Origin of the sequence: Streptococcus oralis (genome assembly GCF_001578935.1) — a bacterium.
Lineage (GTDB): Bacteria > Bacillota > Bacilli > Lactobacillales > Streptococcaceae > Streptococcus > Streptococcus oralis_R.
Map to the genome: position 1 here is coordinate 65,142 of NZ_KQ969521.1, position 20,831 is coordinate 85,972.

The 20,831-nt window shown below is 43.1% G+C and carries 26 protein-coding genes; 16 read left to right on the plus strand and 10 right to left on the minus strand.

The window, feature by feature from the left end:
• Positions 1-17: 17 nt before the first annotated feature.
• Positions 18-686 carry an MIP/aquaporin family protein gene (locus SORDD15_RS00360; protein WP_061413388.1) on the plus strand — a complete coding sequence of 223 codons (669 nt, stop codon included), beginning with the start codon at positions 18-20 and terminating at the stop codon, positions 684-686.
• A gap of 216 nt (positions 687-902) precedes the next feature.
• Here SORDD15_RS00360 and queF read toward each other — a convergent pair whose 3' ends face one another.
• From queF to SORDD15_RS00395, 7 genes are all read right to left on the minus strand, one after another.
• Complete coding sequence (gene queF / locus SORDD15_RS00365; protein WP_061413390.1) at positions 903-1,394, minus strand: preQ(1) synthase; 492 nt, start codon at positions 1,392-1,394, stop codon at positions 903-905.
• A gap of 17 nt (positions 1,395-1,411) precedes the next feature.
• Positions 1,412-2,128, minus strand: a complete 717-nt coding sequence (queE, locus tag SORDD15_RS00370) for a 7-carboxy-7-deazaguanine synthase QueE (protein WP_061413392.1) — start codon at positions 2,126-2,128, stop codon at positions 1,412-1,414.
• Positions 2,121-2,564, minus strand: a complete 444-nt coding sequence (gene queD, locus SORDD15_RS00375; protein WP_000464583.1) for a 6-carboxytetrahydropterin synthase QueD — start codon at positions 2,562-2,564, stop codon at positions 2,121-2,123. Before queD ends, queE begins: the two co-directional genes overlap by 8 nt.
• Entirely contained in the window at positions 2,564-3,217 is a 654-nt protein-coding gene (queC, locus tag SORDD15_RS00380; RefSeq protein WP_061413394.1) for a 7-cyano-7-deazaguanine synthase QueC, read from the minus strand. Before queC ends, queD begins: the two co-directional genes overlap by 1 nt.
• Positions 3,218-3,418: 201 nt before the next feature.
• Positions 3,419-3,733 (minus strand): thioredoxin, encoded by a 315-nt coding sequence (trxA, locus tag SORDD15_RS00385; RefSeq protein WP_001029581.1) that lies wholly within the window; start codon positions 3,731-3,733, stop codon positions 3,419-3,421.
• A gap of 15 nt (positions 3,734-3,748) precedes the next feature.
• Positions 3,749-3,970 carry a DUF4649 family protein gene (locus tag SORDD15_RS00390; RefSeq protein ID WP_061413396.1) on the minus strand — a complete coding sequence of 74 codons (222 nt, stop codon included), beginning with the start codon at positions 3,968-3,970 and terminating at the stop codon, positions 3,749-3,751.
• A gap of 100 nt (positions 3,971-4,070) precedes the next feature.
• Positions 4,071-4,451 (minus strand): MarR family winged helix-turn-helix transcriptional regulator, encoded by a 381-nt coding sequence (locus tag SORDD15_RS00395; protein WP_061413398.1) that lies wholly within the window; start codon positions 4,449-4,451, stop codon positions 4,071-4,073.
• Positions 4,452-4,646: 195 nt separating this feature from the next.
• Between SORDD15_RS00395 and SORDD15_RS00400 the strand changes: the two genes are divergently transcribed.
• Both SORDD15_RS00400 and SORDD15_RS00405 read left to right on the plus strand, forming a co-directional pair.
• A complete protein-coding gene (locus tag SORDD15_RS00400; RefSeq protein ID WP_061415609.1) occupies positions 4,647-5,021 on the plus strand; it encodes a CidA/LrgA family protein in 375 nt (124 codons plus the stop codon).
• On the plus strand, positions 5,018-5,713 hold the full coding sequence (locus SORDD15_RS00405; RefSeq protein ID WP_061413400.1) for an LrgB family protein: 696 nt from the start codon (positions 5,018-5,020) through the stop codon (positions 5,711-5,713). Before SORDD15_RS00400 ends, SORDD15_RS00405 begins: the two co-directional genes overlap by 4 nt.
• A gap of 30 nt (positions 5,714-5,743) precedes the next feature.
• On the opposite strand, the gene SORDD15_RS00410 is transcribed toward SORDD15_RS00405, so the two are convergent.
• From SORDD15_RS00410 to SORDD15_RS00420, 3 genes are read right to left on the minus strand one after another with little or no spacing between them, the layout of a single operon-like run.
• A complete protein-coding gene (locus SORDD15_RS00410) occupies positions 5,744-6,478 on the minus strand; it encodes a hypothetical protein (protein ID WP_061413402.1) in 735 nt (244 codons plus the stop codon).
• Positions 6,479-6,493: 15 nt separating this feature from the next.
• The gene (locus SORDD15_RS00415) at positions 6,494-7,189 is read right to left on the minus strand and encodes an ABC transporter ATP-binding protein (RefSeq protein ID WP_061413404.1); all 696 of its coding nucleotides are present in this window, start codon (positions 7,187-7,189) and stop codon (positions 6,494-6,496) included.
• Between the two features lie 4 nt (positions 7,190-7,193).
• On the minus strand, positions 7,194-7,559 hold the full coding sequence (locus tag SORDD15_RS00420) for a GntR family transcriptional regulator (RefSeq protein WP_061413406.1): 366 nt from the start codon (positions 7,557-7,559) through the stop codon (positions 7,194-7,196).
• A gap of 140 nt (positions 7,560-7,699) precedes the next feature.
• Here SORDD15_RS00420 and nrdR point away from each other — a divergent pair, with 140 nt between their 5' ends.
• From nrdR to alr, 13 genes are all read left to right on the plus strand, one after another.
• Positions 7,700-8,173: a transcriptional regulator NrdR gene (nrdR, locus tag SORDD15_RS00425; RefSeq protein ID WP_061413408.1), complete on the plus strand. Its 474-nt coding sequence runs from the start codon at positions 7,700-7,702 to the stop codon at positions 8,171-8,173.
• On the plus strand, positions 8,174-9,337 hold the full coding sequence (locus SORDD15_RS00430; protein ID WP_061413410.1) for a DnaD domain protein: 1,164 nt from the start codon (positions 8,174-8,176) through the stop codon (positions 9,335-9,337). It begins immediately after the preceding gene.
• Positions 9,338-10,234 carry a primosomal protein DnaI gene (gene dnaI, locus SORDD15_RS00435; RefSeq protein WP_061413412.1) on the plus strand — a complete coding sequence of 299 codons (897 nt, stop codon included), beginning with the start codon at positions 9,338-9,340 and terminating at the stop codon, positions 10,232-10,234. It begins immediately after the preceding gene.
• The gene (locus tag SORDD15_RS00440; RefSeq protein WP_061413414.1) at positions 10,231-10,944 is read left to right on the plus strand and encodes an NADPH-dependent oxidoreductase; all 714 of its coding nucleotides are present in this window, start codon (positions 10,231-10,233) and stop codon (positions 10,942-10,944) included. The genes dnaI and SORDD15_RS00440 overlap by 4 nt, the downstream gene beginning before the upstream one ends.
• Before the next feature lie 13 nt (positions 10,945-10,957).
• Positions 10,958-12,268: a ribosome biogenesis GTPase Der gene (gene der / locus SORDD15_RS00445; RefSeq protein ID WP_061413416.1), complete on the plus strand. Its 1,311-nt coding sequence runs from the start codon at positions 10,958-10,960 to the stop codon at positions 12,266-12,268.
• 228 nt (positions 12,269-12,496) lie between these two features.
• Positions 12,497-13,348, plus strand: a complete 852-nt coding sequence (locus tag SORDD15_RS00450; protein WP_061413417.1) for a TPM domain-containing protein — start codon at positions 12,497-12,499, stop codon at positions 13,346-13,348.
• 160 nt (positions 13,349-13,508) lie between these two features.
• The gene (locus tag SORDD15_RS00455; protein WP_061413419.1) at positions 13,509-14,105 is read left to right on the plus strand and encodes a LemA family protein; all 597 of its coding nucleotides are present in this window, start codon (positions 13,509-13,511) and stop codon (positions 14,103-14,105) included.
• A gap of 131 nt (positions 14,106-14,236) precedes the next feature.
• Entirely contained in the window at positions 14,237-14,527 is a 291-nt protein-coding gene (locus SORDD15_RS10380) for a hypothetical protein (RefSeq protein WP_061413421.1), read from the plus strand.
• A gap of 141 nt (positions 14,528-14,668) precedes the next feature.
• Entirely contained in the window at positions 14,669-17,182 is a 2,514-nt protein-coding gene (gene secA / locus SORDD15_RS00465) for a preprotein translocase subunit SecA (protein ID WP_061413423.1), read from the plus strand.
• 80 nt (positions 17,183-17,262) lie between these two features.
• Entirely contained in the window at positions 17,263-18,294 is a 1,032-nt protein-coding gene (locus tag SORDD15_RS00470; protein WP_061413425.1) for a 3-deoxy-7-phosphoheptulonate synthase, read from the plus strand.
• Between the two features lies 1 nt (position 18,295).
• Positions 18,296-19,327, plus strand: a complete 1,032-nt coding sequence (locus SORDD15_RS00475) for a 3-deoxy-7-phosphoheptulonate synthase (protein WP_061413427.1) — start codon at positions 18,296-18,298, stop codon at positions 19,325-19,327.
• Between the two features lie 44 nt (positions 19,328-19,371).
• Entirely contained in the window at positions 19,372-19,734 is a 363-nt protein-coding gene (gene acpS, locus SORDD15_RS00480) for a holo-ACP synthase (RefSeq protein WP_061413429.1), read from the plus strand.
• Positions 19,724-20,827 (plus strand): alanine racemase, encoded by a 1,104-nt coding sequence (gene alr, locus SORDD15_RS00485; protein ID WP_061413430.1) that lies wholly within the window; start codon positions 19,724-19,726, stop codon positions 20,825-20,827. Before acpS ends, alr begins: the two co-directional genes overlap by 11 nt.
• The last annotated feature ends 4 nt before the right edge of the window (positions 20,828-20,831 follow it).

Sequence of the window (20,831 nt, forward strand, 5' to 3'; positions counted from 1 at the left end):
AAAAAAGGAGACTTATCATGAAAAAATTTGTTGCTGAATTAATCGGTACATTTATGCTTGTGTTCATCGGAACAGGAGCTGTTGTTTTTGGAAATGGTCTTGATGGCCTTGGACACCTTGGAATTGCTTTTGCCTTTGGTTTGGCAATCGTAGTTGCAGCTTACTCAATTGGGACGATTTCAGGGGCTCACTTGAACCCAGCGGTTTCGATTGCTATGTTTGTAAACAAACGTTTGTCATCTTCAGAACTTGTAAACTACATCCTTGGACAAGTAGTTGGAGCTTTCCTTGCGTCAGTTGCGGTATTCTTCCTCTTGTCTAACTCAGGCATGTCAACTGCTAGCCTTGGTGAAAATGTCTTGGCAAACGGTGTCACTGTCTTTGGTGGATTCTTGTTTGAAGTCATCGCAACTTTCTTGTTTGTCCTAGTTATCATGACGGTGACTTCAGCAAGCAAAGGTAATGGCGCAATCGCTGGTTTGGTAATCGGCTTGTCATTGACAGCCTTGATCCTTGTGGGATTGAACATCACTGGACTTTCAGTAAACCCGGCTCGTAGCTTGGCTCCTGCTGTCTTGGTAGGTGGCGTAGCCCTTCAACAAGTTTGGATTTTCATCCTTGCCCCAATCGTTGGTGGCGTTCTTGCAGCCCTTGTTGCGAAAAACTTTCTTGGAACAGAAGAATAATTGAAACTCAAAAAGCCTTGCTCCTCGTTTTGAGGACAGGGCTTTTTCGTATTATACTCTTTGAAAATCTCTTCAAACCACGTCAGCATCCATCTGCAACCTCAAAACAGTGTTTTGAGCTGACTTCGTCAGTCTTATCTACGACCTCAATGCAGTGCTTTGAGCAACCTGTGGCTAGCTTCCTAGTCTGCTCTTTGATTTTCATTGAGTATGAGTTTAGCGGTTGTCAATTTTCTCTGGATAAAGGTCGTGTTGAAAGAGGCGTTGTTCTGCCAATCCTTCATACTTAGTTCCAGGTCTACCGTAGTTGTAGTAAGGGTCGATTGAGATGCCACCGCGCGGAGTGAATTTTCCCCAGACTTCTAAATAGCGAGGGTCTAGCAAGTTGATCAAGTCTTTCCCGATAGTGTTGATACAGTTTTCATGAAAATCTCCATGATTTCGGTAACTAAATAGGTAGAGTTTGAGGGATTTTGATTCGACACAGAGCTTGTCAGGAATGTAGGAAATATAAATGGTCGCAAAATCTGGCTGAGCGGTGATTGGGCAAAGCGAGGTAAATTCAGGACAGTTGAATTTAATGAAATAGTCATTTTCCACATGACGATTATCAAAGGATTCGAGGACTTCTGGTTGATAGTCAAAAATGTAGTTGGTTTCTTTGTTGCCCAGGAGGCTAAGATTTTTCATTTCTTCTTGTTGTGACATGATTTTTTCTTTCTAATTTAAACACCACGTTGGTTGTCGTAGAGGAGGGTATGAAGTTGAGGAAGGACGCGGACATTTCCCCAGCTATCGTCAGCAGCGACGCGTTCCCAGAGTTCTTTGAGGCGATCTAGTTGGTCTTGGACAATATTGCCTGTAGCCTTGGGCTCAGGATTTCCTGCTGATAAGAAGAGGACATCTGGTTGGTAGCGTTCTTGAATCCCTTTGGCAAAGGCCAAATCGGCATCGTCAAAGACAGGAATTTTAAAGGTGACCTTGTCTGGATCTAGTTGGGAAACGATAAAGTCCAAGGTCTCAAAGTTGACTTCCATCTTTGATGAAGGAGGTTTGGGACTCAGAGTGACCTGGTCGATGTCTTTTAACCAATTTTGCCAGCGAGAACCTTGAGTCTCAACAGCCAGAGTGACACCACGTTCCTTTAGCTTGGTGACGAGTTGAGCCATGTTAGCTGCTAGGATAGCAGGATTTCCGCCAGATAGGGTTACATAGTCGTAGCTTCCTAGTTTGTCTAAGGCAGCAATGACTTCGTCAGCGGTCATGCGAGTTGGTTTTTCAGAACCATCCCAAGTAAAGGCAGAGTCGCACCAGTCGCAGTGGTAGTCGCAACCAGCAGTGCGGACAAACATGGTTTTCTGCCCAATAGCACGGCCTTCACCTTGAAAGGTTGGGCCAAAAATTTCCAGAACTGGTAGTTTGAGGACACGTTCCCTAGTCATCTAACCACTCCCGTCTAAACTCTGCAAAGGCAGTCGGAGTTTCATAGAGGCGAACGTATTCCAAACGGAGACCGCGCTCGTCGGGCAACTCTTGACTCATGGTTTGGAAAATCCAGTAAACCATATTTTCAGCAGTTGTGTTCATGTAGGGTAGAGTTTCGTTGAGATAGCGATGATCCAAGTGGGGTTCTAAGTAGTTCTTGTAGATAGCTTTGATGTCTCCAAAGTCGTAGGTCATGCCCCGTTCATCTAAAAATCCACTGACAGCAACTTGCAGATGATAGGTGTGGCCATGCAGGGATTTGCATTTTCCCTCATAGTGAAAGAGGTGGTGGGCAGCATCGAAGGTAAATTCTTTTGATACCAAGGTTCTATGAGGATTGTAGACAAGAGACTCCCCAGTTTCCTGTTTGATTTCTTTGGGTGCAAAAAACATTAGCCCACTCCTTTCTGTGAGAGATAAACATCAAGGCCATGCTGACGCAGGTGGCAGGCTGGGCAATCTCCACAGCCACTTCCGATAATCCCATTGTAGCAGGTCAAGGTCTTTTCACGAACATAGTCAAAGGCACCGAGTTGGTCGGCTAATTCCCAAGTTTCAGCCTTGTCTAGCCACATGAGAGGCGTTTGGATAACGAAGTCGTAATCCATGGCAAGGTTGAGAGTAACACTGAGAGATTTGACAAAGACATCCCGACAATCAGGGTAGCCTGAAAAATCTGTTTCGCAGACACCTGTCACGATGTCTTTAATGCCTCGTTGCTTGGCAAGAACTGCTGCAAAGGATAGAAAGAGGTGGTTGCGACCATCAACAAAAGTATTGGGAACCTCTCCCTCTTTTTGCTCGATTTCCATATCAGAGGTCAAGGCATTTTCAGTGATTTGTCCCAACAGAGACATATCTAAGATGTGGTGACGAATGCCCTGTTCCTTAGCGATTTCTTGGGCAACTTGAATTTCGAGATGATGGCGTTGGCCGTAGGCAAAGGTGACAGCTTCGACTGTTTCATAGTGTTCTTTAGCCCAAAAGAGGCAGGTTGTGGAATCTTGACCGCCACTAAAGACGACCAAGGCTGATTGACGTTTCATAGTACTCCTTCCAAAATGGGAAATGTTCAGAGCACGCAAAAAGCTCCCTTGAGGGGAGCTAAAAAATACCAAGTAGAGGTTTTTTTTAGCGATGGCATGTCCCAAACATCGTAATATTCTACCTACAGTCTAGCATATTTTTTGAAAAATGGCAAAGGGCAAGAAAAAGAGACCAAATGAAGCACTTGGTCTCTAGTGTGATTAGCTCAATTCAGCAACGATGGCCTTGATTTGTTCTGCTGTGTGTACTCCAGCAACTTGTTTCACCACTTGGCCGTCTTTTTTGAAGAGAAGGGTTGGGATAGACATGATTCCAAAGGCACGAGCTGTGTTTGGATTTTCATCAACGTCCATTTTAACGATTTTCAAGACATCTTCTGAAAGTTCTTCAGACAATTTATCCAAGATTGGACCTTGCATACGACATGGACCACACCAAGTTGCCCAGAAGTCTACCAAAACCAAACCGTCTTTTGTTTCTTGTTCGAATGTTGCATCTGTAATTGCTTTTGCCATTGTATTTCTCCTTTTTTAGTTATATTGGCTTAAATCTTGTTTCATGAGATAGAAGAAGACATCTCCATAAGTCCCATGGTAGTCCAAATCATGACCATTATAGGTCAATTTTTGGACAGTATAGTAATCAGCAACGCCGATGAGGCAGGCATGTTGAGAACGTTCAAAATCTTCGTAAGACTCGAAAGTCATGGTTCTCTCTTGCTTGCTGGCGTCTAGATAGATAATTTCGATCATATAAAACTCCTTTGTTCGATCTTGACTTTATTGTACTCCTTGAAAAGAGGAATGTCAAGAAAAATGATTGCGCACGCAACTTTTTTTAAAAAAATACTCATTAAGGCAAGAAATCAAGATTGGTTTCCAATCTTTCTTCGACAGCTTTTTGTAGATAAGCCAGGGTTGTTTGTCCCTCGTCAGTCAGACAGATAAAACTAGCCCGTCTATCCTGGTCGCAACATCTGCGACTAAGCAAGCCACAGTTTTTCTCTTCTAATCTAGCTACCATTCGAGAAACAGCGCTTGGGCTGAGATGGAGTTTATCTGGTAGGTCAATTTGTCGTAGAGATTTTTCTTGGGCTAGATTCAGATAGTAGAGCAGGTAAAACTCTTTCAAGTTCAGCCTTTGTTCACTCTGCTGGGCAATAGTTTCTTCCAACAAGGCTTCCATTTCTTTTTGACGGCGATTGTAGTCAAACCATTTTTCTAAGTAGGTCATTGCTTTCTCCTTTCTTTTCAAAGTTAAATCACAAAGTCATTACTGACTGTCTCTCTAATATAAGATGATTGCGCATGCAATGATTATACTACTTTTAACTAATCCTTGCAAGAAAGAAGAATTTAAATATTTCCTTGAAATTTTCTGAAAAAAGAGTAAACTGGTATGCAAGAAGTCTATTTCGTGGAGTTTAGGATGAAATTATATGTTCAATTAATGATTCTCTTTGTGATTTCTCTAATCGGTGAGGGAATCTCTAGTTTCTTACATCTGCCAATCCCAGGCAGTATTATCGGTTTGATTATTCTCTTTCTAGCCCTGCAGTTCAAGTGGCTGAGAACAAGGCACGTCAACATGGTCGGAAATTTCTTGCTGGCCAATATGACCATTCTCTTTTTGCCGCCAGCAGTGGGAATCATGGAAAAGTTCGATGTGATTGCTCCTTATCTTTTGCCTATCGTCTTGATTGTCTTTTTTGCAGCTGTTATCAATATTATCCTTATTGCTTTGGTTGTTCAGTTTATCAAGAGACGATTTGAGGGAGATTATGAGAAAGGAGATGCCAAATGAGTGAATTTGTATCGAATCCTCTGTTTGGGATTGCCCTGTCTATCCTAGCTTATCTAGTGGGAATGCTGATTTACAGACGTTTTCCCCATCCTTTGACAACACCTTTGCTTTTGTCGGCTATTTTTATCATTATTTTCCTTAAGGCGACGGGTATTTCTTATCAAGATTATTACCAAGGTGGGGTTTATCTGAACAACTTGATTGTCCCATCGACCGTGGCTCTAGGGATTCCGCTTTATAAGAGTTTTCATCTGATGAAGCACCATGCTCGGAGTATTCTCTTTGGGAGTCTGCTAGCAGTAGTTGTCAATACTAGCTTCACTGCCATAGTGGCGAAAATATTTGGCATGGACTTTTTCCTAGCCATTTCTCTCTTTCCCAAGTCAGTGACAACCGCCATGGCAGTGGGTATCACGGAAAAATTGCAGGGTCTGACGACCGTGACCTTGGTCGTTGTAGTGGCGACTGGAATCTTAACCAGTGTGATTGGACCAACCCTTTTGAAGTGGTTGAAAATTGACGACCCAGTAGCAGTCGGACTTTCCCTGGGTGGGACAGGCCATGCTGTCGGAACAGGAACAGCCTTTCGATATAGCTCTGTAGCAGGAGCTATGGGTGGCTTGGCTATCGGTGTTACCGGTATTCTCTACGTCTTTGTCAGCCCTATCGTAGCCAGTTTGATATTGAGTTAAAGAAAAACCCAGCTTCTAGCTGGGCATTTTTTATTGCAAATTAACCTTGTTTTTTAAGATGTAGTAGGTTCCGAGGTAGTAGATAATTGATAAAAAGAGATCGCGCAAGATTTCTGTACCAGCCATCACGTTAAAGTCATTATCAACTCTTAAGAAGAGAGAAACATAACCAATAACGATGGAAATAACGATATAGGCTAAAATTCCCATAGCGGTACGATATTCGTTAAATAGTTGACCAATTGAGATACAAAGGTAAATAGATAAAATCCATGCAATCGAACTGACAAACAGTGATAGGGCATACAGCCAGCCGTAGCTGAGGTAAGGGGAAATGAAGTTATAGAGGGCAGTGAAGTCTTTTTCTATCGGTATTAAGAAGAAGATAATCAGTATACTCAAGATAAAGACTATATAACTTAAGATGGACCAGACAAGGGCACTGAAGAGTTTTGCGGTGATGATTTGGTGCTCAGAGACAGGCAAGGTCAGGGTCAAGTAACCTTGGCGGTCATAAACACTACCCTTGAATCTTCGGATGATTAAAAAGATTGTTGCAATCCAAAGAGTGACGCTGAGTCCTCCAAAGACCAAAATTAAAAATCCTAATAGGTAGAAGGGGTCATTACCATAACTAGTGTAGTGCTGACTGATACCAGAAAAGGATATTCCAATCAAAACTGAAATTGCAAGCACAGCACCGTAGAGTGCCAGATACCATTTATTGACATTTTTAAATTCATAACGAACTAGATTCCAAAACATAATAATCTCCTTTGCTTAGGCTTTAAATTCCTGGCGGAAGAGCTGGTCAATTGATTCACCTGACTCGTAACGAATATCATCAACATTTCCTTGGCGGACGACTTTTCCGTCTTTGAGGAAGATAATCTCATCCAAGATTGGTTCAATATCTGAAATCAAGTGGGTTGAAATCAGTACCGTAGAAGTCGGTGAGTAGTTGTTGATGATGGTATTGAGGATATAATCACGGGCCGCCGGATCCACACCTCCGATCGGTTCGTCCAGAACATAGAGGCGGGCTTCACGGCTCATAACCAGGATGAGTTGGACCTTTTCCTTGTTTCCTTTTGATAATTTCTTTAAGCGACTATTTTCATCAATGCCAAGATCTGCAAGCAGATCTTGGGCGCGTTCAAGATTGAAATCCTGATAGAAGGTTTTAAAGTAAGTCAGGGCTTCTTTAACCTTCATTTGCTCATTGAGATAAGTCGTATCTGGTAGATAAGAGACGATCGCCTTGGTAGCAGGACTTGGATCCTGTCCGTTAATGAGGACACGTCCTTTGTCTGGCTGAAGAAGACCATTGATCAGTTTGATCAAGGTTGTTTTCCCAGAACCGTTTGGCCCGAGGAGCCCAACAATCTTTCCAGCTGAAATCTCTAGCGAGATATTGTCAAGTGCCGCAGTTGCTCCATATGATTTTGATACATTTTCAAGTGCTAGTAGTGTCATAGTCTTAAACTCCTTTGATGTAGTCGCTTAATACATTTGGCAGTTCTTCTTTTTTGTAGCCAAATTGAAGCATGCAAGAGACGAAGTGTTGCAGTTGCTCCTCGGAAAGTTGTTTGCGGGACTGAAGGATGAGGTCTAAATCCTCGGTGACAAAACGACCAGTTGTTCGCTTGCTATAAACGAAGCCCTCGCGCTCAAGATCAGACAAGGCGCGCTGGATGGTATTGGGATTGACACCAGCCTCGCTCGCCAACTCCCTTACAGTCGGAAGTTGTTGATTGGGTTCCAGTTTATGGGAAACAATCTGTAATTTGATTTTTTCCATAATCTGTAAATAAATCGGTTTTGTATTATCAAATGACCAGGACATCATAGTCTCCTTTCTTTGCCTTTATTGTTCTAATAAAATAATACAATAAAACAAAAAACTTGTCAAGTGAAAATAAGAATTGTTTTGGGAATTGCTCAAAAAATGGTATAATGAAAAGAAAACGACAAGGAGGGAAATGCATGCGTTGTCCAAAATGTGGGGCTACCAAGTCTAGTGTTGTTGATAGTCGACAAGCAGAAGAGGGAAATACCATCCGCCGAAGACGTGAGTGCGACGAGTGTCAACATCGTTTTACAACCTATGAACGAGTAGAAGAACGAACGCTGGTTGTCGTCAAAAAAGACGGTACACGAGAACAGTTTTCAAGAGATAAAATCTTTAATGGGATTATCCGCTCAGCCCAGAAGCGTCCTGTTTCGAGTGATGAAATTGGCATGGTGGTCAATCGTATCGAGCAAAAACTCCGTAGTCGCAGTGAGAACGAGATTCAAAGTGAATACATTGGAGCCTTAGTCATGGAAGAATTGGCAGAGCTTGATGAGATTACCTATGTTCGTTTTGCCAGTGTTTACCGTAGCTTTAAGGATGTGAGTGAGTTGGAGAGTCTGCTCCAGCAGATCACCCAGTCCTCAAAAAAGAAAAAGGAAAAATAGATGAAGCCAAATGACCGTTTTTCTTTTCTAAAGAATAATCGGGTGTCGCAAGATACCTCTTCCCTGGTGCAGTGCTACCTCCCGATTATCGGTCAGGAGGCGCTGAGCCTCTATCTATATGCCATTACCTTTTGGGATGGAGGGCAAAAGGAACACCTCTTTTCCCATATCCTCAACCACTTAAACTTTGGCATGCCGACCTTGCTCCAATCCTTCAAAGTCTTATCTGCCTTAGATCTGTTGACCCTTTATCAAAGGGGAGAAACCTATGAATTGCAGCTTCATTCTCCCCTCTCCAGTCAGGAGTTTTTAAGTCATTCTGTCTATAGCAGATTATTAGAGAAAAAGATTGGGGATACAGCTGTTTCTGCTATGAAGCAGGCTCCAAGTGAGGGAGAAGCACTCTCGGTTTCTTTGAGTCAAGTATTTCCAACCCTGACTGAAGAAGTGACACCAAGCGAGTCTAAAAGCAAGTTAAAAAATGATTTTGACTTGGAACATTTCCAGCAGCTGATGGCTCGAGATGGCTTGCGTTTTGAAGACGAGCAAACGGATGTTTTGGAATTGTTTGCCATCGCAGATGAAAAAAAATGGACCTGGTTTGAAACCTATCAATTAGCCAAGGCGACAGCGGTGGCTCAGCTTATTTCAGTCAAACGCATGCGTGAAAAGATAGCACAAAAACCAGCGACTTCTGACTTTAGCCCCAAAGAAATGACCATTATCAGGGAAGCCAAAAATAAAACTCCTCTACAATTTTTAGCGGAAATCAAGCAAACGCGTAAGGGAAACATCACTCAGAGTGAGCGAGAACTCCTTCACCAGATGGCGTCTTTAGGTTTGTTGGATGAAGTCATCAATATCGTCTTGCTTCTAACCTTTAACAAGGTTGATTCGGCTAATGTCAATGAAAAATATGCCATGAAGGTCGCAAATGACTATGCTTATCAAAAAATTCGAACAGCAGAAGAGGCTGTGCTTCGGATTCGAGAGCGTCAACAAAAAGGGAAAGAAGACCAGAAGTCGAAAACTAGCTCGACTAAGACAAATGTTCCCAAGTGGAGTAATCCAGAATATAAAAATCAAACCAGTGAGGAGACTCGTCTGGAACTAGAACGTAAAAAACAAGAAATGTTAGCCCGATTAGAAGAAGGAGGAGACTAGATGGAAAGTGTGGGTGACGTACTCAAACGTCAGACAAGTCGTTTTCAGTATCAGGACCTAGTCCAGCAGATTATGAAAGACCCAGATGTGGCGGCTTTTATCCAGAAAGAATCCCTCAGTCCAGAGGAGTTGAATCGTAGCATCTCCAAGTTCAACCAATATATCACAGAACGGGACAAGTTTCTTCGAGGGGATGCGGACTATATAGCGCGTGGCTACAAGCCTATCTTGGTTATGAATCACGGTTATGCAGATGTGTCTTATGAAGAAACACCAGAACTAATCGCGGCTGAAAAAGAGGCGGCAATAAAGAATCGTCTCAAGTTGATCAATCTACCAGCAAATCTCAAGAAAGCGAAGTTGGCTCAGATTGACCTGGATGATCTAGGACGGTTGCCGATTTTTGAGAGACTCTATGCCTTTGTTGACCTTTACCCAAGCATCCGAAAAGGTCTCTATCTTTATGGAGATTTTGGTGTTGGTAAGAGTTTTATGATGGCGGCCTTAGCTCACGACCTATCTGAAAAACGTGGGGCATCAACGACGATTCTCCATTATCCAAGTTTTGTCATTGATGTGAAAAATGCCATCGGTGAAGGCTCTGTGAAGACCTTGGTGGATGACATCAAGTTAGCAGAAGTCTTGATCTTGGATGATATTGGTGCAGAACAGTCTACCCCTTGGGTACGTGATGAGATTCTCCAAGTCATTCTTCAGTACCGCATGCAGGAAGATTTGCCGACCTTCTTTACTTCCAACTTTAATTTCCAAGATTTGGAGAAGCATTTTGCCAAAGGAAAGAATGGAAATGATGAGACCTGGGAAGCTAGACGGGTCATGGAACGAATCCGTTATTTGGCTGAGGAAACGAGACTAGAAGGAGAAAATCGCCGATGACAGAAACCATTAAACTGATGAAAGCTCATACTTCAGTTCGTCGCTTTAAGGAGCAAGAGATTCCTCAGGCAGATTTGGAAGAGATTTTGACTGCTGGACAAATGGCGTCATCTTGGAAAAATTTCCAATCCTACTCTGTGATTCTTGTGCGCAGTCAAGAGAAGAAAGACGCCTTATATGAACTGGTTCCTCAGGAAGCTATTCGTCAGTCAGCTGCCTTTTTGCTCTTTGTCGGTGACTTGAACCGAGCTGAAAAGGGAGCAAGACTTCACACGGACACTTTCCAACCTCAAGGGGTAGAAGGTCTCCTTATCACGTCTGTGGACGCGGCTCTTGCTGGTCAAAACACCTTGCTTGCGGCTGAGAGTCTGGGATATGGTGGTGTTATCATCGGTTTGGTCCGTTACAAGTCAGAAGAAGTGGCAGCGCTCTTTAACCTGCCTGACTATACCTACCCCGTTTTTGGGATTGCCCTTGGCGTGCCAGATCAACAACATGAGGTCAAACCAAGACTGCCTTTGAACCAAGTGGTATTTGAAAAAGAATACCAAGAACAGCCAGTTGCAGCGATTTTGGACTATGACCAAGTTCAGGCAGACTATGCTGGTGCGCGTGTGATGACCTCTTGGAGTCAGCGCTTGGCAGAGCAGTTTGGTCAAGCCGAACCTAGTTCAACTCGGAAAAATCTAGAACAGAAAAAGTTATTGTAGAAAGTGAGAAAACATGGCCTTACCAACTATTGCCATTGTGGGACGTCCCAATGTTGGGAAATCAACCCTATTTAATCGGATCGCTGGTGAGCGGATCTCAATCGTAGAAGATGTCGAGGGTGTGACACGTGACCGTATCTATGCAACGGGTGAGTGGCTCAATCGTTCCTTTAGTATGATTGATACTGGAGGGATTGACGACGTCGATGCTCCCTTCATGGAGCAAATCAAGCACCAAGCAGAAATTGCCATGGAAGAAGCGGATGTCATCGTCTTTGTGGTGTCTGGGAAAGAAGGAATCACAGATGCGGACGAGTACGTAGCTCGCAAACTCTATAAAACCCATAAACCTGTTATCCTTGCGGTTAACAAGGTTGATAATCCTGAGATGCGAAATGACATCTATGATTTCTATGCTCTGGGCTTGGGTGAGCCACTGCCGATTTCGTCTGTCCACGGTATCGGGACAGGGGATGTGCTGGATGCCATCGTCGAAAATCTCCCACATGAAGTCGAAGATGAAAATCCAGATGTCATTAAATTTAGCTTGATTGGCCGTCCAAACGTTGGAAAATCAAGTTTGATCAATGCTATTTTGGGAGAAGACCGCGTGATTGCCAGCCCAGTAGCTGGAACAACGCGTGATGCCATTGATACCCACTTTACAGATGCGGATGGCCAAGAGTTTACCATGATTGACACAGCTGGTATGCGTAAGTCTGGTAAAGTCTATGAAAATACGGAGAAATACTCGGTCATGCGTGCCATGCGTGCCATTGACCGTTCTGACGTGGTCTTGATGGTCCTCAATGCCGAAGAAGGCATCCGTGAATACGACAAGCGTATCGCAGGTTTTGCCCACGAAGCCGGTAAAGGGATGATTATCGTGGTCAACAAGTGGGATACCCTTGAGAAAGACAACCACACCATGAAGAAATGGGAAGAGGATATCCGTGAGCAGTTCCAATATCTGCCTTATGCACCGATTGTCTTTGTATCCGCTCTTACCAAGCAACGTCTCCACAAACTACCTGAGATGATCAAGCAAATCAGTGAAAGTCAAAACACCCGTATTCCTTCAGCGGTCTTGAACGATGTGATTATGGATGCCATTGCCATCAATCCAACACCGACAGACAAAGGGAAACGCCTCAAGATTTTCTACGCAACCCAAGTGGCAACCAAACCACCAACCTTTGTCATCTTTGTCAATGAAGAAGAACTCATGCACTTCTCTTACTTGCGTTTTTTGGAAAATCAAATCCGCAAGGCCTTTGTCTTTGAAGGAACACCGATTCACTTGATCGCGAGAAAACGCAAGTAAGTCTTGCTTGTTTTCCTATAAAAATAAATTGAAAGAAGACTTCATAGTCTTCTTTTTTTCTATCTAAAAAGGGAGAAAATAACCTATCAAATTGGAGGAGAATCTGTCATCAAATTTCAATCATTTTCCTAGCTTTTGTAATCTATTTGTAATGAAAATGCACTTTCTTTGTAAAAATCAAAATGCTATAATTCCTTAAATCAATTTTCCTTTATCAAGGAGGTTATTATGAAAAAAAGCAGATTATTTAAACATAGTTTGTTGGTTCGCTTGCTTGGGTTGCTGATGGTCTTTCTCTTCTTGTCAGCATTCACAGCACCTGAAAAACCAGAGTACGGAATCTATGATCCCAATCACTATCTGACTGATGATACAATCAGACTGATCCAAGGCTTGAATAAGGTAAATAGTCAAAAAGCAGAAAAATTCCAAGTGGGCGTTTACGTTGTGAAAAGCCTGGATGGAGAAACAATCGAAACTGTATCCAACGAAACAGCTAGAGCTTGGAAGATTGGCTACTCGGGAGACAACAACGGCGCCTTGATTGTGGTCGCTGTTGAGGATAGAAAATCACGGATTGAAACAAGCAATAATGTGGCAAGTAAGATCACAGACTATCAGACCAATAGATTTTTGAAAACAGCACGACCTTACTTTCAAAAGGGAGACTACAGCAATGGAGTTCTTTCTATAGCAAACAATCTCAACTACATGTTTTATAGTGGATCGAGTACGACTTCTTCAAGTTCTAGAAGTAGTTACGACTATGCTACTAATTCTAGTCGTCTAAGAGAAATTGAAAAGTATACATCTGAGAGTCGATCTTCAAAACGGAACCGAAAAAGCAGTTCGAGCGACGGAGTTATCGGATTTGGAGTTCTCATTTACTTCATCGTGATGATTATCGGATTTCTATTTGGTGGTCGTGGTGGCGGTTCACGTGGAGATGATTCTGGCGGTGGCTGGTGGGGCGGTGACTCATCAGACTCAGGTTCCTCTTGGTCTGACTCAGGCTCCGACTCATCTGGTGGCTGGGACGGCGGTGGCTTTGATGGTGGCGGTTCGTCTGATGACTGGTGAGTAATCGTATATAGCTCAAACCTATTTCTCTATGCAGTAAGGTGACTCCTTTGCAACAGTTCACTCCTTAATTAAAAATAAAAACAAAGTTTGGGAAATTGATTTAAAATCTGAGTATTTTCTCAGAAAAGTTGATAAAAGAAAGTGTTAAGGTTTTGATATGAAACAAAATAAAGTAATTCTCTCAATAGTGGCGATTTTTTTTGGACTACTAATTCTGGGAAGTTGTTCCGCAGTGGCGACCTATAATGGTCTGGTTGGTGAACAGACTAAAGTGGAGCAAGCTCAGGCCGATGTCTCGACAGCCCTCCAACGTCGTTCGGACTTGATTGGTAACTTGGTGGAGTCCGTTAAAGGACAAATGAATCATGAAACCGAAGTCTTTACCAAGATTGCGGATGCTAGAGCTAAAATCGGTAGTAGCTCAGTGACATCGGAAGAAAGCCAAAAGGCTCAGGGCGAATTGAGCTCCGCTCTTTCCCGCTTGATTTCCTTGACGGAGAATTATCCAGAACTCAAGAGCAATCAAAATGTTGAGCAACTAATGGTCGAACTTTCAGGAAGTGAAAATCGAATCTTTGTAGCACGCAAGGATTATAATAAAGTCGCAGCCGAGTACAATCAAAAGTTGAGAAGTTTTCCAACTGTGCTTTTTGCGAATATGATGAACTTTAAAGAAGCTGAAACCTTTAAAGAAACAGAAGAAGCCAAGACAGTTCCTAAGGTTGATTTTGGAACATCTTCATCAAGTCAATAAAGTGAATCGGCCTATGAATAAAGGAATTTCTCTAGTATGACTAGTGATTTCAAACCGAACCTGGAAAGCTTTTTCTAGGTTTTTTTGGTATAATAAAAGGGAAGAGACAGTGACTCAAATGGAGGTTTGCTATGGAGAAAACAAAAGCCTTTCTTGAAACGCACTACAAGAGATATATCCTTACGATTTGCCTTCTCTGGTTCCTCATGTTTTTTCTTCCTTGGGATTGGCAAATAGGAGGAGTTTCAGTATATTATTTCGTTATGAAAAAACTCTTTGTGGTTTTTGGAGTTTTATCCATCCTATACTCCGTGCTGATTAAAAAATTCAGTCTTCTCATCTTTGGAATTATCTTTTGCTTGGCCTTCTGGATCAATCTCTTTTGGTATTTTGGGATATTGCCTATATTCTTGGGAAATTAAACATTAAAAAATGAAGGACTAGACTAGTTTCTAGTCCTTTTTTCCCTTATAATGCAAGGATTCTTTCTTGAAAAATAATGGTAAATATGCTAAAATTAAAAGAACATTCTAAAATATTCAGAATAAAAAGTAAGGAAAATCATGGCTAATATTTTAAAAACGATTATTGAAAATGATAAAGGAGAACTTCGTCGTCTGGAAAAGATGGCTGATAAGGTTCTTAACTATGAGAGCCAAATGGCTGCAATGTCAGACGAAGAACTAAAAGCGAAAACTGACGAATTTAAAGAACGATACAACAAGGGTGAATCCCTTGATTCATTGCTATATGAGGCTTTTGCGGTAGTTCGAGAAGCTGCAAAACGTGTCCTTGGGCTTTTCCCTTATAAGGTTCAGGTCATGGGTGGGATTGTTCTTCACCATGGTGACGTTCCAGAGATGCGTACCGGTGAAGGGAAGACCTTGACAGCGACCATGCCAGTGTACCTCAATGCCCTTGCAGGTAAAGGGGTTCACGTAGTTACAGTCAACGAATACCTAACAGAACGTGACGCGACTGAAATGGGTGAATTGTACTCATGGCTTGGTTTGTCAGTAGGGATCAACTTGGCAGCTAAATCTCCAATGGAGAAAAAAGAGGCTTACCTTTGCGATATTACCTACTCAACCAACTCAGAGATTGGTTTCGACTACCTTCGTGATAACATGGTCGTTCGTGCAGAAAACATGGTGCAACGTCCACTCAATTATGCCTTGGTCGATGAGGTTGACTCGATTTTGATCGACGAAGCCCGTACTCCTTTGATCGTTTCAGGTGCCAACGCAGTTGAAACAAGCCAACTCTACCATATGGCGGACCACTTCGTGAAATCTTTGGACAAGGACGACTATATCATTGACGTTCAGTCTAAGACGATCGGTTTGTCAGATTCTGGTATTGACAAGGCGGAAAGCTACTTCAAACTAGAAAATCTCTACGACATTGAAAATGTAGCTCTTACTCACTTTATCGACAATGCCCTCCGTGCCAACTATATCATGATTCTCGATATCGACTATGTGGTTAGTGAAGAGCAGGAAATCTTGATTGTCGACCAATTTACAGGTCGTACCATGGAAGGTCGTCGTTACTCTGATGGTTTACACCAAGCGATTGAAGCAAAAGAAGGTGTGCCAATCCAAGACGAGACAAAGACTTCAGCTTCTATTACCTACCAAAACCTCTTCCGTATGTATAAGAAATTGGCAGGTATGACAGGTACTGGTAAAACAGAAGAAGAAGAATTCCGCGAAATTTACAACATTCGTGTTATCCCAATCCCAACTAACCGTCCAATTCAACGTATCGACCACTCAGACCTTCTCTATGCAAGTCTTGATGCGAAATTTAAGGCTGTAGTTGAAGATGTAAAAGCTCGTTACCAAAAAGGTCAGCCGGTCTTGGTAGGTACAGTTGCCGTTGAAACGAGTGATTTTCTTTCTAAGAAATTGGTAGCAGCAGGTGTTCCTCACGAAGTCTTGAATGCGAAGAACCACTACAGAGAAGCGCAAATCATCATGAACGCTGGTCAGCGTGGTGCAGTTACTATCGCGACCAACATGGCCGGTCGGGGTACCGACATCAAGCTTGGTGAAGGGGTTCGTGAACTTGGTGGACTTTGTGTTATAGGTACAGAGCGTCACGAAAGTCGCCGTATTGATAACCAGCTTCGTGGACGTTCAGGACGTCAAGGAGACCCAGGTGAGTCACAATTCTACTTGTCTCTTGAAGATGATTTGATGAAACGTTTCGGTTCAGAACGTTTGAAAGGTGTCTTTGAACGTCTCAACATGTCTGACGAAGCCATCGAATCTCGCATGTTAACGCGTCAAGTTGAAGCAGCTCAAAAACGTGTCGAAGGAAACAACTACGACACTCGTAAACAAGTCCTTCAATATGACGACGTTATGCGTGAACAACGTGAGATCATCTATGCACAACGTTATGATGTCATTACTGCAGATCGTGACTTGGCACCAGAAATCCATGCTATGATCCGTCGTACCATTGGACGTATCGTGGATGCACATGCACGTTCTAAGGAAGACGAAAAATTAGAAGCAATCTTGAACTTTGCTAAGTATAACTTACTTCCAGAAGATTCAATTAGCCGTTCAGATCTTGCAGGTCTGTCAGACAAAGCTATCAAAGATGAACTTTTCCAACGTGCCTTGAAAGTCTATGACAGCCAAGTTGCTAAGCTTCGTGACGAAGATGCAGTGAAAGAATTCCAAAAAGTCTTGATTCTACGTGTTGTAGACAACAAGTGGACAGACCATATCGATGCTCTTGACCAGTTGCGAAATGCTGTTGGTCTTCGTGGGTATGCCCAAAACAACCCTGTTGTAGAGTATCAAGCAGAAGGTTTCCGCATGTTTAACGACATGATTGGATCGATTGAATTCGATGTGACCCGCTTGATGATGAAAGCACAAATCCATGAACAAGAACGTCCGCAAACTGAACACAATATCAGTACAACTGCGACTCGTAATATCGCAGCGCAGCAGGCAAGCCTTCCTGAAGATTTGGACTTGAGCCAAATCGGACGAAACGACCAATGCCCGTGTGGATCAGGTAAGAAATTCAAGAACTGTCATGGTAAGAGACAATAATATGAGATAAGATACAGGCGGATACCTGGTAAAAATCATTTTTTTGCTTGGTGTCCGTTTGCTTTATAAGGAGATGAATCATGGTATTTACAGCTAAAAGCCCCAAAATTAACATTGAAGAAGTTCGCGCTTTGTCTAAATTAGAGGGAGCGGCTCTTGCGAGAAAAAATCAACGTGATCAGGAATTGGAAGCCATCATTCGTGGGGAAGACCAGCGTATTCTCTTGGTGATTGGACCATGTTCATCTGATAATGAAGAGGCGGTTCTCGAGTATGCCAAGCGTCTATCTGCTTTGCAAGAAGAGGTCAAAGACCGTATTTTTATGGTCATGCGTGTCTATACAGCTAAACCTCGTACCAATGGGGATGGCTATAAGGGCTTGATTCATCAGCCAAATGCGACAGAAGCTCCTAGTTTGATTAATGGAATCAAGGCTGTTCGTCAGCTCCACTACCGTGTGATTACCGAGACGGGAATGACAACAGCTGATGAGATGCTTTATCCTGAAAATCTTCCGCTGGTGGATGATTTGATTTCTTATATGGCTGTTGGAGCCCGTTCTGTAGAGGATCAACAGCACCGTTTTGTAGCGAGTGGAGCAGACTTTTCAACAGGATTTAAAAATCCAACATCTGGAAATCTCAATGTCATGTTTAACGGGATTTACGCAGCGCAAAATAAACAGAGTTTCCTCTTCCTCGGTAAAGAGGTGGAAACAACAGGGAATCCATTGTCCCACGCCATTCTTCGCGGTGCCTTGAATGAATACGGGAAAAATATTCCTAACTACTACTATGACAATTTGATGGATACCATTGCCCAGTATGAAAAGATGGGCTTAGAAAATCCCTTTATCATCATCGATACCAATCATGACAATTCAGGCAAGCAATACATGGATCAAATCCGTATCGTTCGTCAGACTTTGATTAACCGTGACTGGAATGAGAAAATCAAAAAATATGTTCGTGGTTTTATGATTGAGTCCTATCTAGAAGATGGACGTCAAAATGAACCCGAAATTTTTGGTAAATCCATTACAGATCCGTGTCTCGGATGGGACAACACAGAAGCACTTGTTCGCGAAATTTACCAAACGCTAGGAGAGTAAGATGGCATTTATCGAAAAAGGTCAAGAAATTGATATTGAAGCAATCAAGGCTGAGACCCAGTTGTCACCTGAAGCCTTGCGAAAGAAAGAAGCCCGTGATAGAGAGCTGGCAGCCATCATCTCAGGTGAGGACGACCGAATCCTTTTGGTGATGGGACCGTGCTCCTCGGACAATGAAGAAGCAGTGCTCGAATATGCTCATCGCTTAGCAGACATGCAGAAAAAAGTTGCGGATAAAATCTTTATCGTGATGCGTGTCTATACGGCTAAACCTCGTACCAATGGAGATGGTTATAAGGGCATGATTCATCAGCCAAATACCAGTGAAGCGCCTAGTCTCATCAATGGCTTGCAGGCTGTTCGTCAGCTTCACTACCGTGTGATTACGGAGACGGGCTTGACAACAGCTGACGAGATGCTTTATCCGTCAAATCTCGTTTTGGTTGATGACCTGGTCAGCTACCATGCTGTTGGGGCTCGCTCAGTGGAAGACCAGGAACACCGCTTTGTAGCGTCTGGGATTGATGCTCCAGTTGGGATGAAAAATCCAACATCTGGAAATCTCGGGGTCATGTTTAATGCCATCTATGCGGCCCAAAACAAGCAAACCTTCCTTTACCACGGCCAAGAAGTGGAAACTTCAGGAAATCCCTTGGCACACGTTATCCTTCGTGGCGCCATGAACGAATATGGTAAAAATGAACCTAATTTCTACTATGAAACCTTGCTCAATGCCATTGAACGCTATGAGAATCTAGGGCTCGATAATCCCTTTATCCTCATCGATACCAATCATGACAATTCAGGTAAACAGTATATGGAACAAATTCGCATTGTTCGCCAATCCTTGCTCAATCGTGACTGGAATGAAAAGATTAAAAAGACGGTTCGAGGCTTTATGATTGAATCTTACCTAGCAGATGGTCGCCAAAATCAACCAGAGGTCTTTGGTTGCTCCATAACTGACCCTTGTCTAGGTTGGGAAAATACAGAGGCTTTGGTAGAAGAAATCTATGCTACCTTAACAAAATAAGTGAAAAGGATGGAGTTGGGGGAATCTCAGCTCCTTTTGTGAATATGATAGTTGGACACGGAATTGACATCGAAGAATTGGCTTCGATAGAAAATGCAGTTACACGACGTGAGGGCTTTGCCAAGCGCGTGCTGACCCCTAAAGAAATGGAGCGTTTTACCAATCTCAAAGGGCGCAGACAGATTGAATACTTGGCTGGTCGCTGGTCGGCTAAGGAAGCATTTTCCAAGGCTATGGGAACTGGTATTGGAAAACTGACCTTTCAGGATTTGGAAGTCTTGAATAATGAACGAGGGGCTCCCTATTTTAGTCATGCACCATTTTCAGGGAAAATTTGGCTGTCGATCAGTCACACAGATCAGTTTGTGACAGCCAGTGTCATTTTGGAGGAAAATCATGAAAGCTAGTCCACATAGACCAACCAAGGCTCTGATTCATCTGGGAGCTATTCGACAAAATATTCAGCAAATGGGGGCTCATATCCCTAAAGGAACGCTCAAGTGGGCGGTGGTTAAGGCCAATGCCTATGGACATGGGGCAGTAGCTGTTGCCACAGCTATCCAAGATGATGTCGACGGCTTTTGTGTTTCCAATATTGATGAAGCCATCGAACTTCGTCAGGCTGGGCTCAGCAAGAGAATCCTCATTTTAGGAGTTTCTGAGCTAGAAGCTGTTTCCCTAGCTAAAGAATACGACATCACCTTGACAGTGGCTGGGCTGGAGTGGATTCAAGCGCTTTTAGCTAGGGAGACAGATTTATCTGGCTTGACTGTCCACCTCAAGATTGACTCAGGAATGGGACGGATTGGTTTTAGAGAGGCTAGTGAAGCTGATCTGGCTCAAGCCTTGCTTCAACAACACGGTGCTCGCGTTGAGGGGATTTTTACCCACTTTGCGACTGCAGATGAAGAATCAGATGCCTATTTTAATACCCAGTTAGAACGATTTAAAGCTATTTTGGCAAGTATGAAGGAAGTCCCAGAGCTGGTTCATGCCAGCAACTCGGCAACGACCCTCTGGCATGCAGAGACTATTTTCAATGCAGTCCGTATGGGAGACGCTATGTATGGTCTCAATCCAAGTGGAGAGGTCTTGGACTTGCCTTATGATTTGACACCAGCCTTGACCTTGGAGTCTGCCTTGGTCCATGTCAAGACAGTTCCAGCTGGAGCTTGCATGGGCTATGGAGCGACTTATCAAGCCGATAGTGAACAAGTCATTGCGACGGTGCCAATCGGCTATGCGGATGGTTGGACACGTGATATGCAGAATTTCTCTGTCTTGGTAGATGGTCAAGCTTGCCCAATCGTCGGACGAGTATCTATGGATCAAATCACTATTCGTCTGCCTAAGGTTTACCCGCTAGGAACGAAAGTCACCTTGATTGGCATCAATGGGGACAAGGAAATCACAGCTACTCAGGTAGCGACCTACCGTGGAACCATTAACTATGAGGTGGTTTGCCTCCTCAGCGACCGCATTCCGAGAGAATATTATTAAAAAA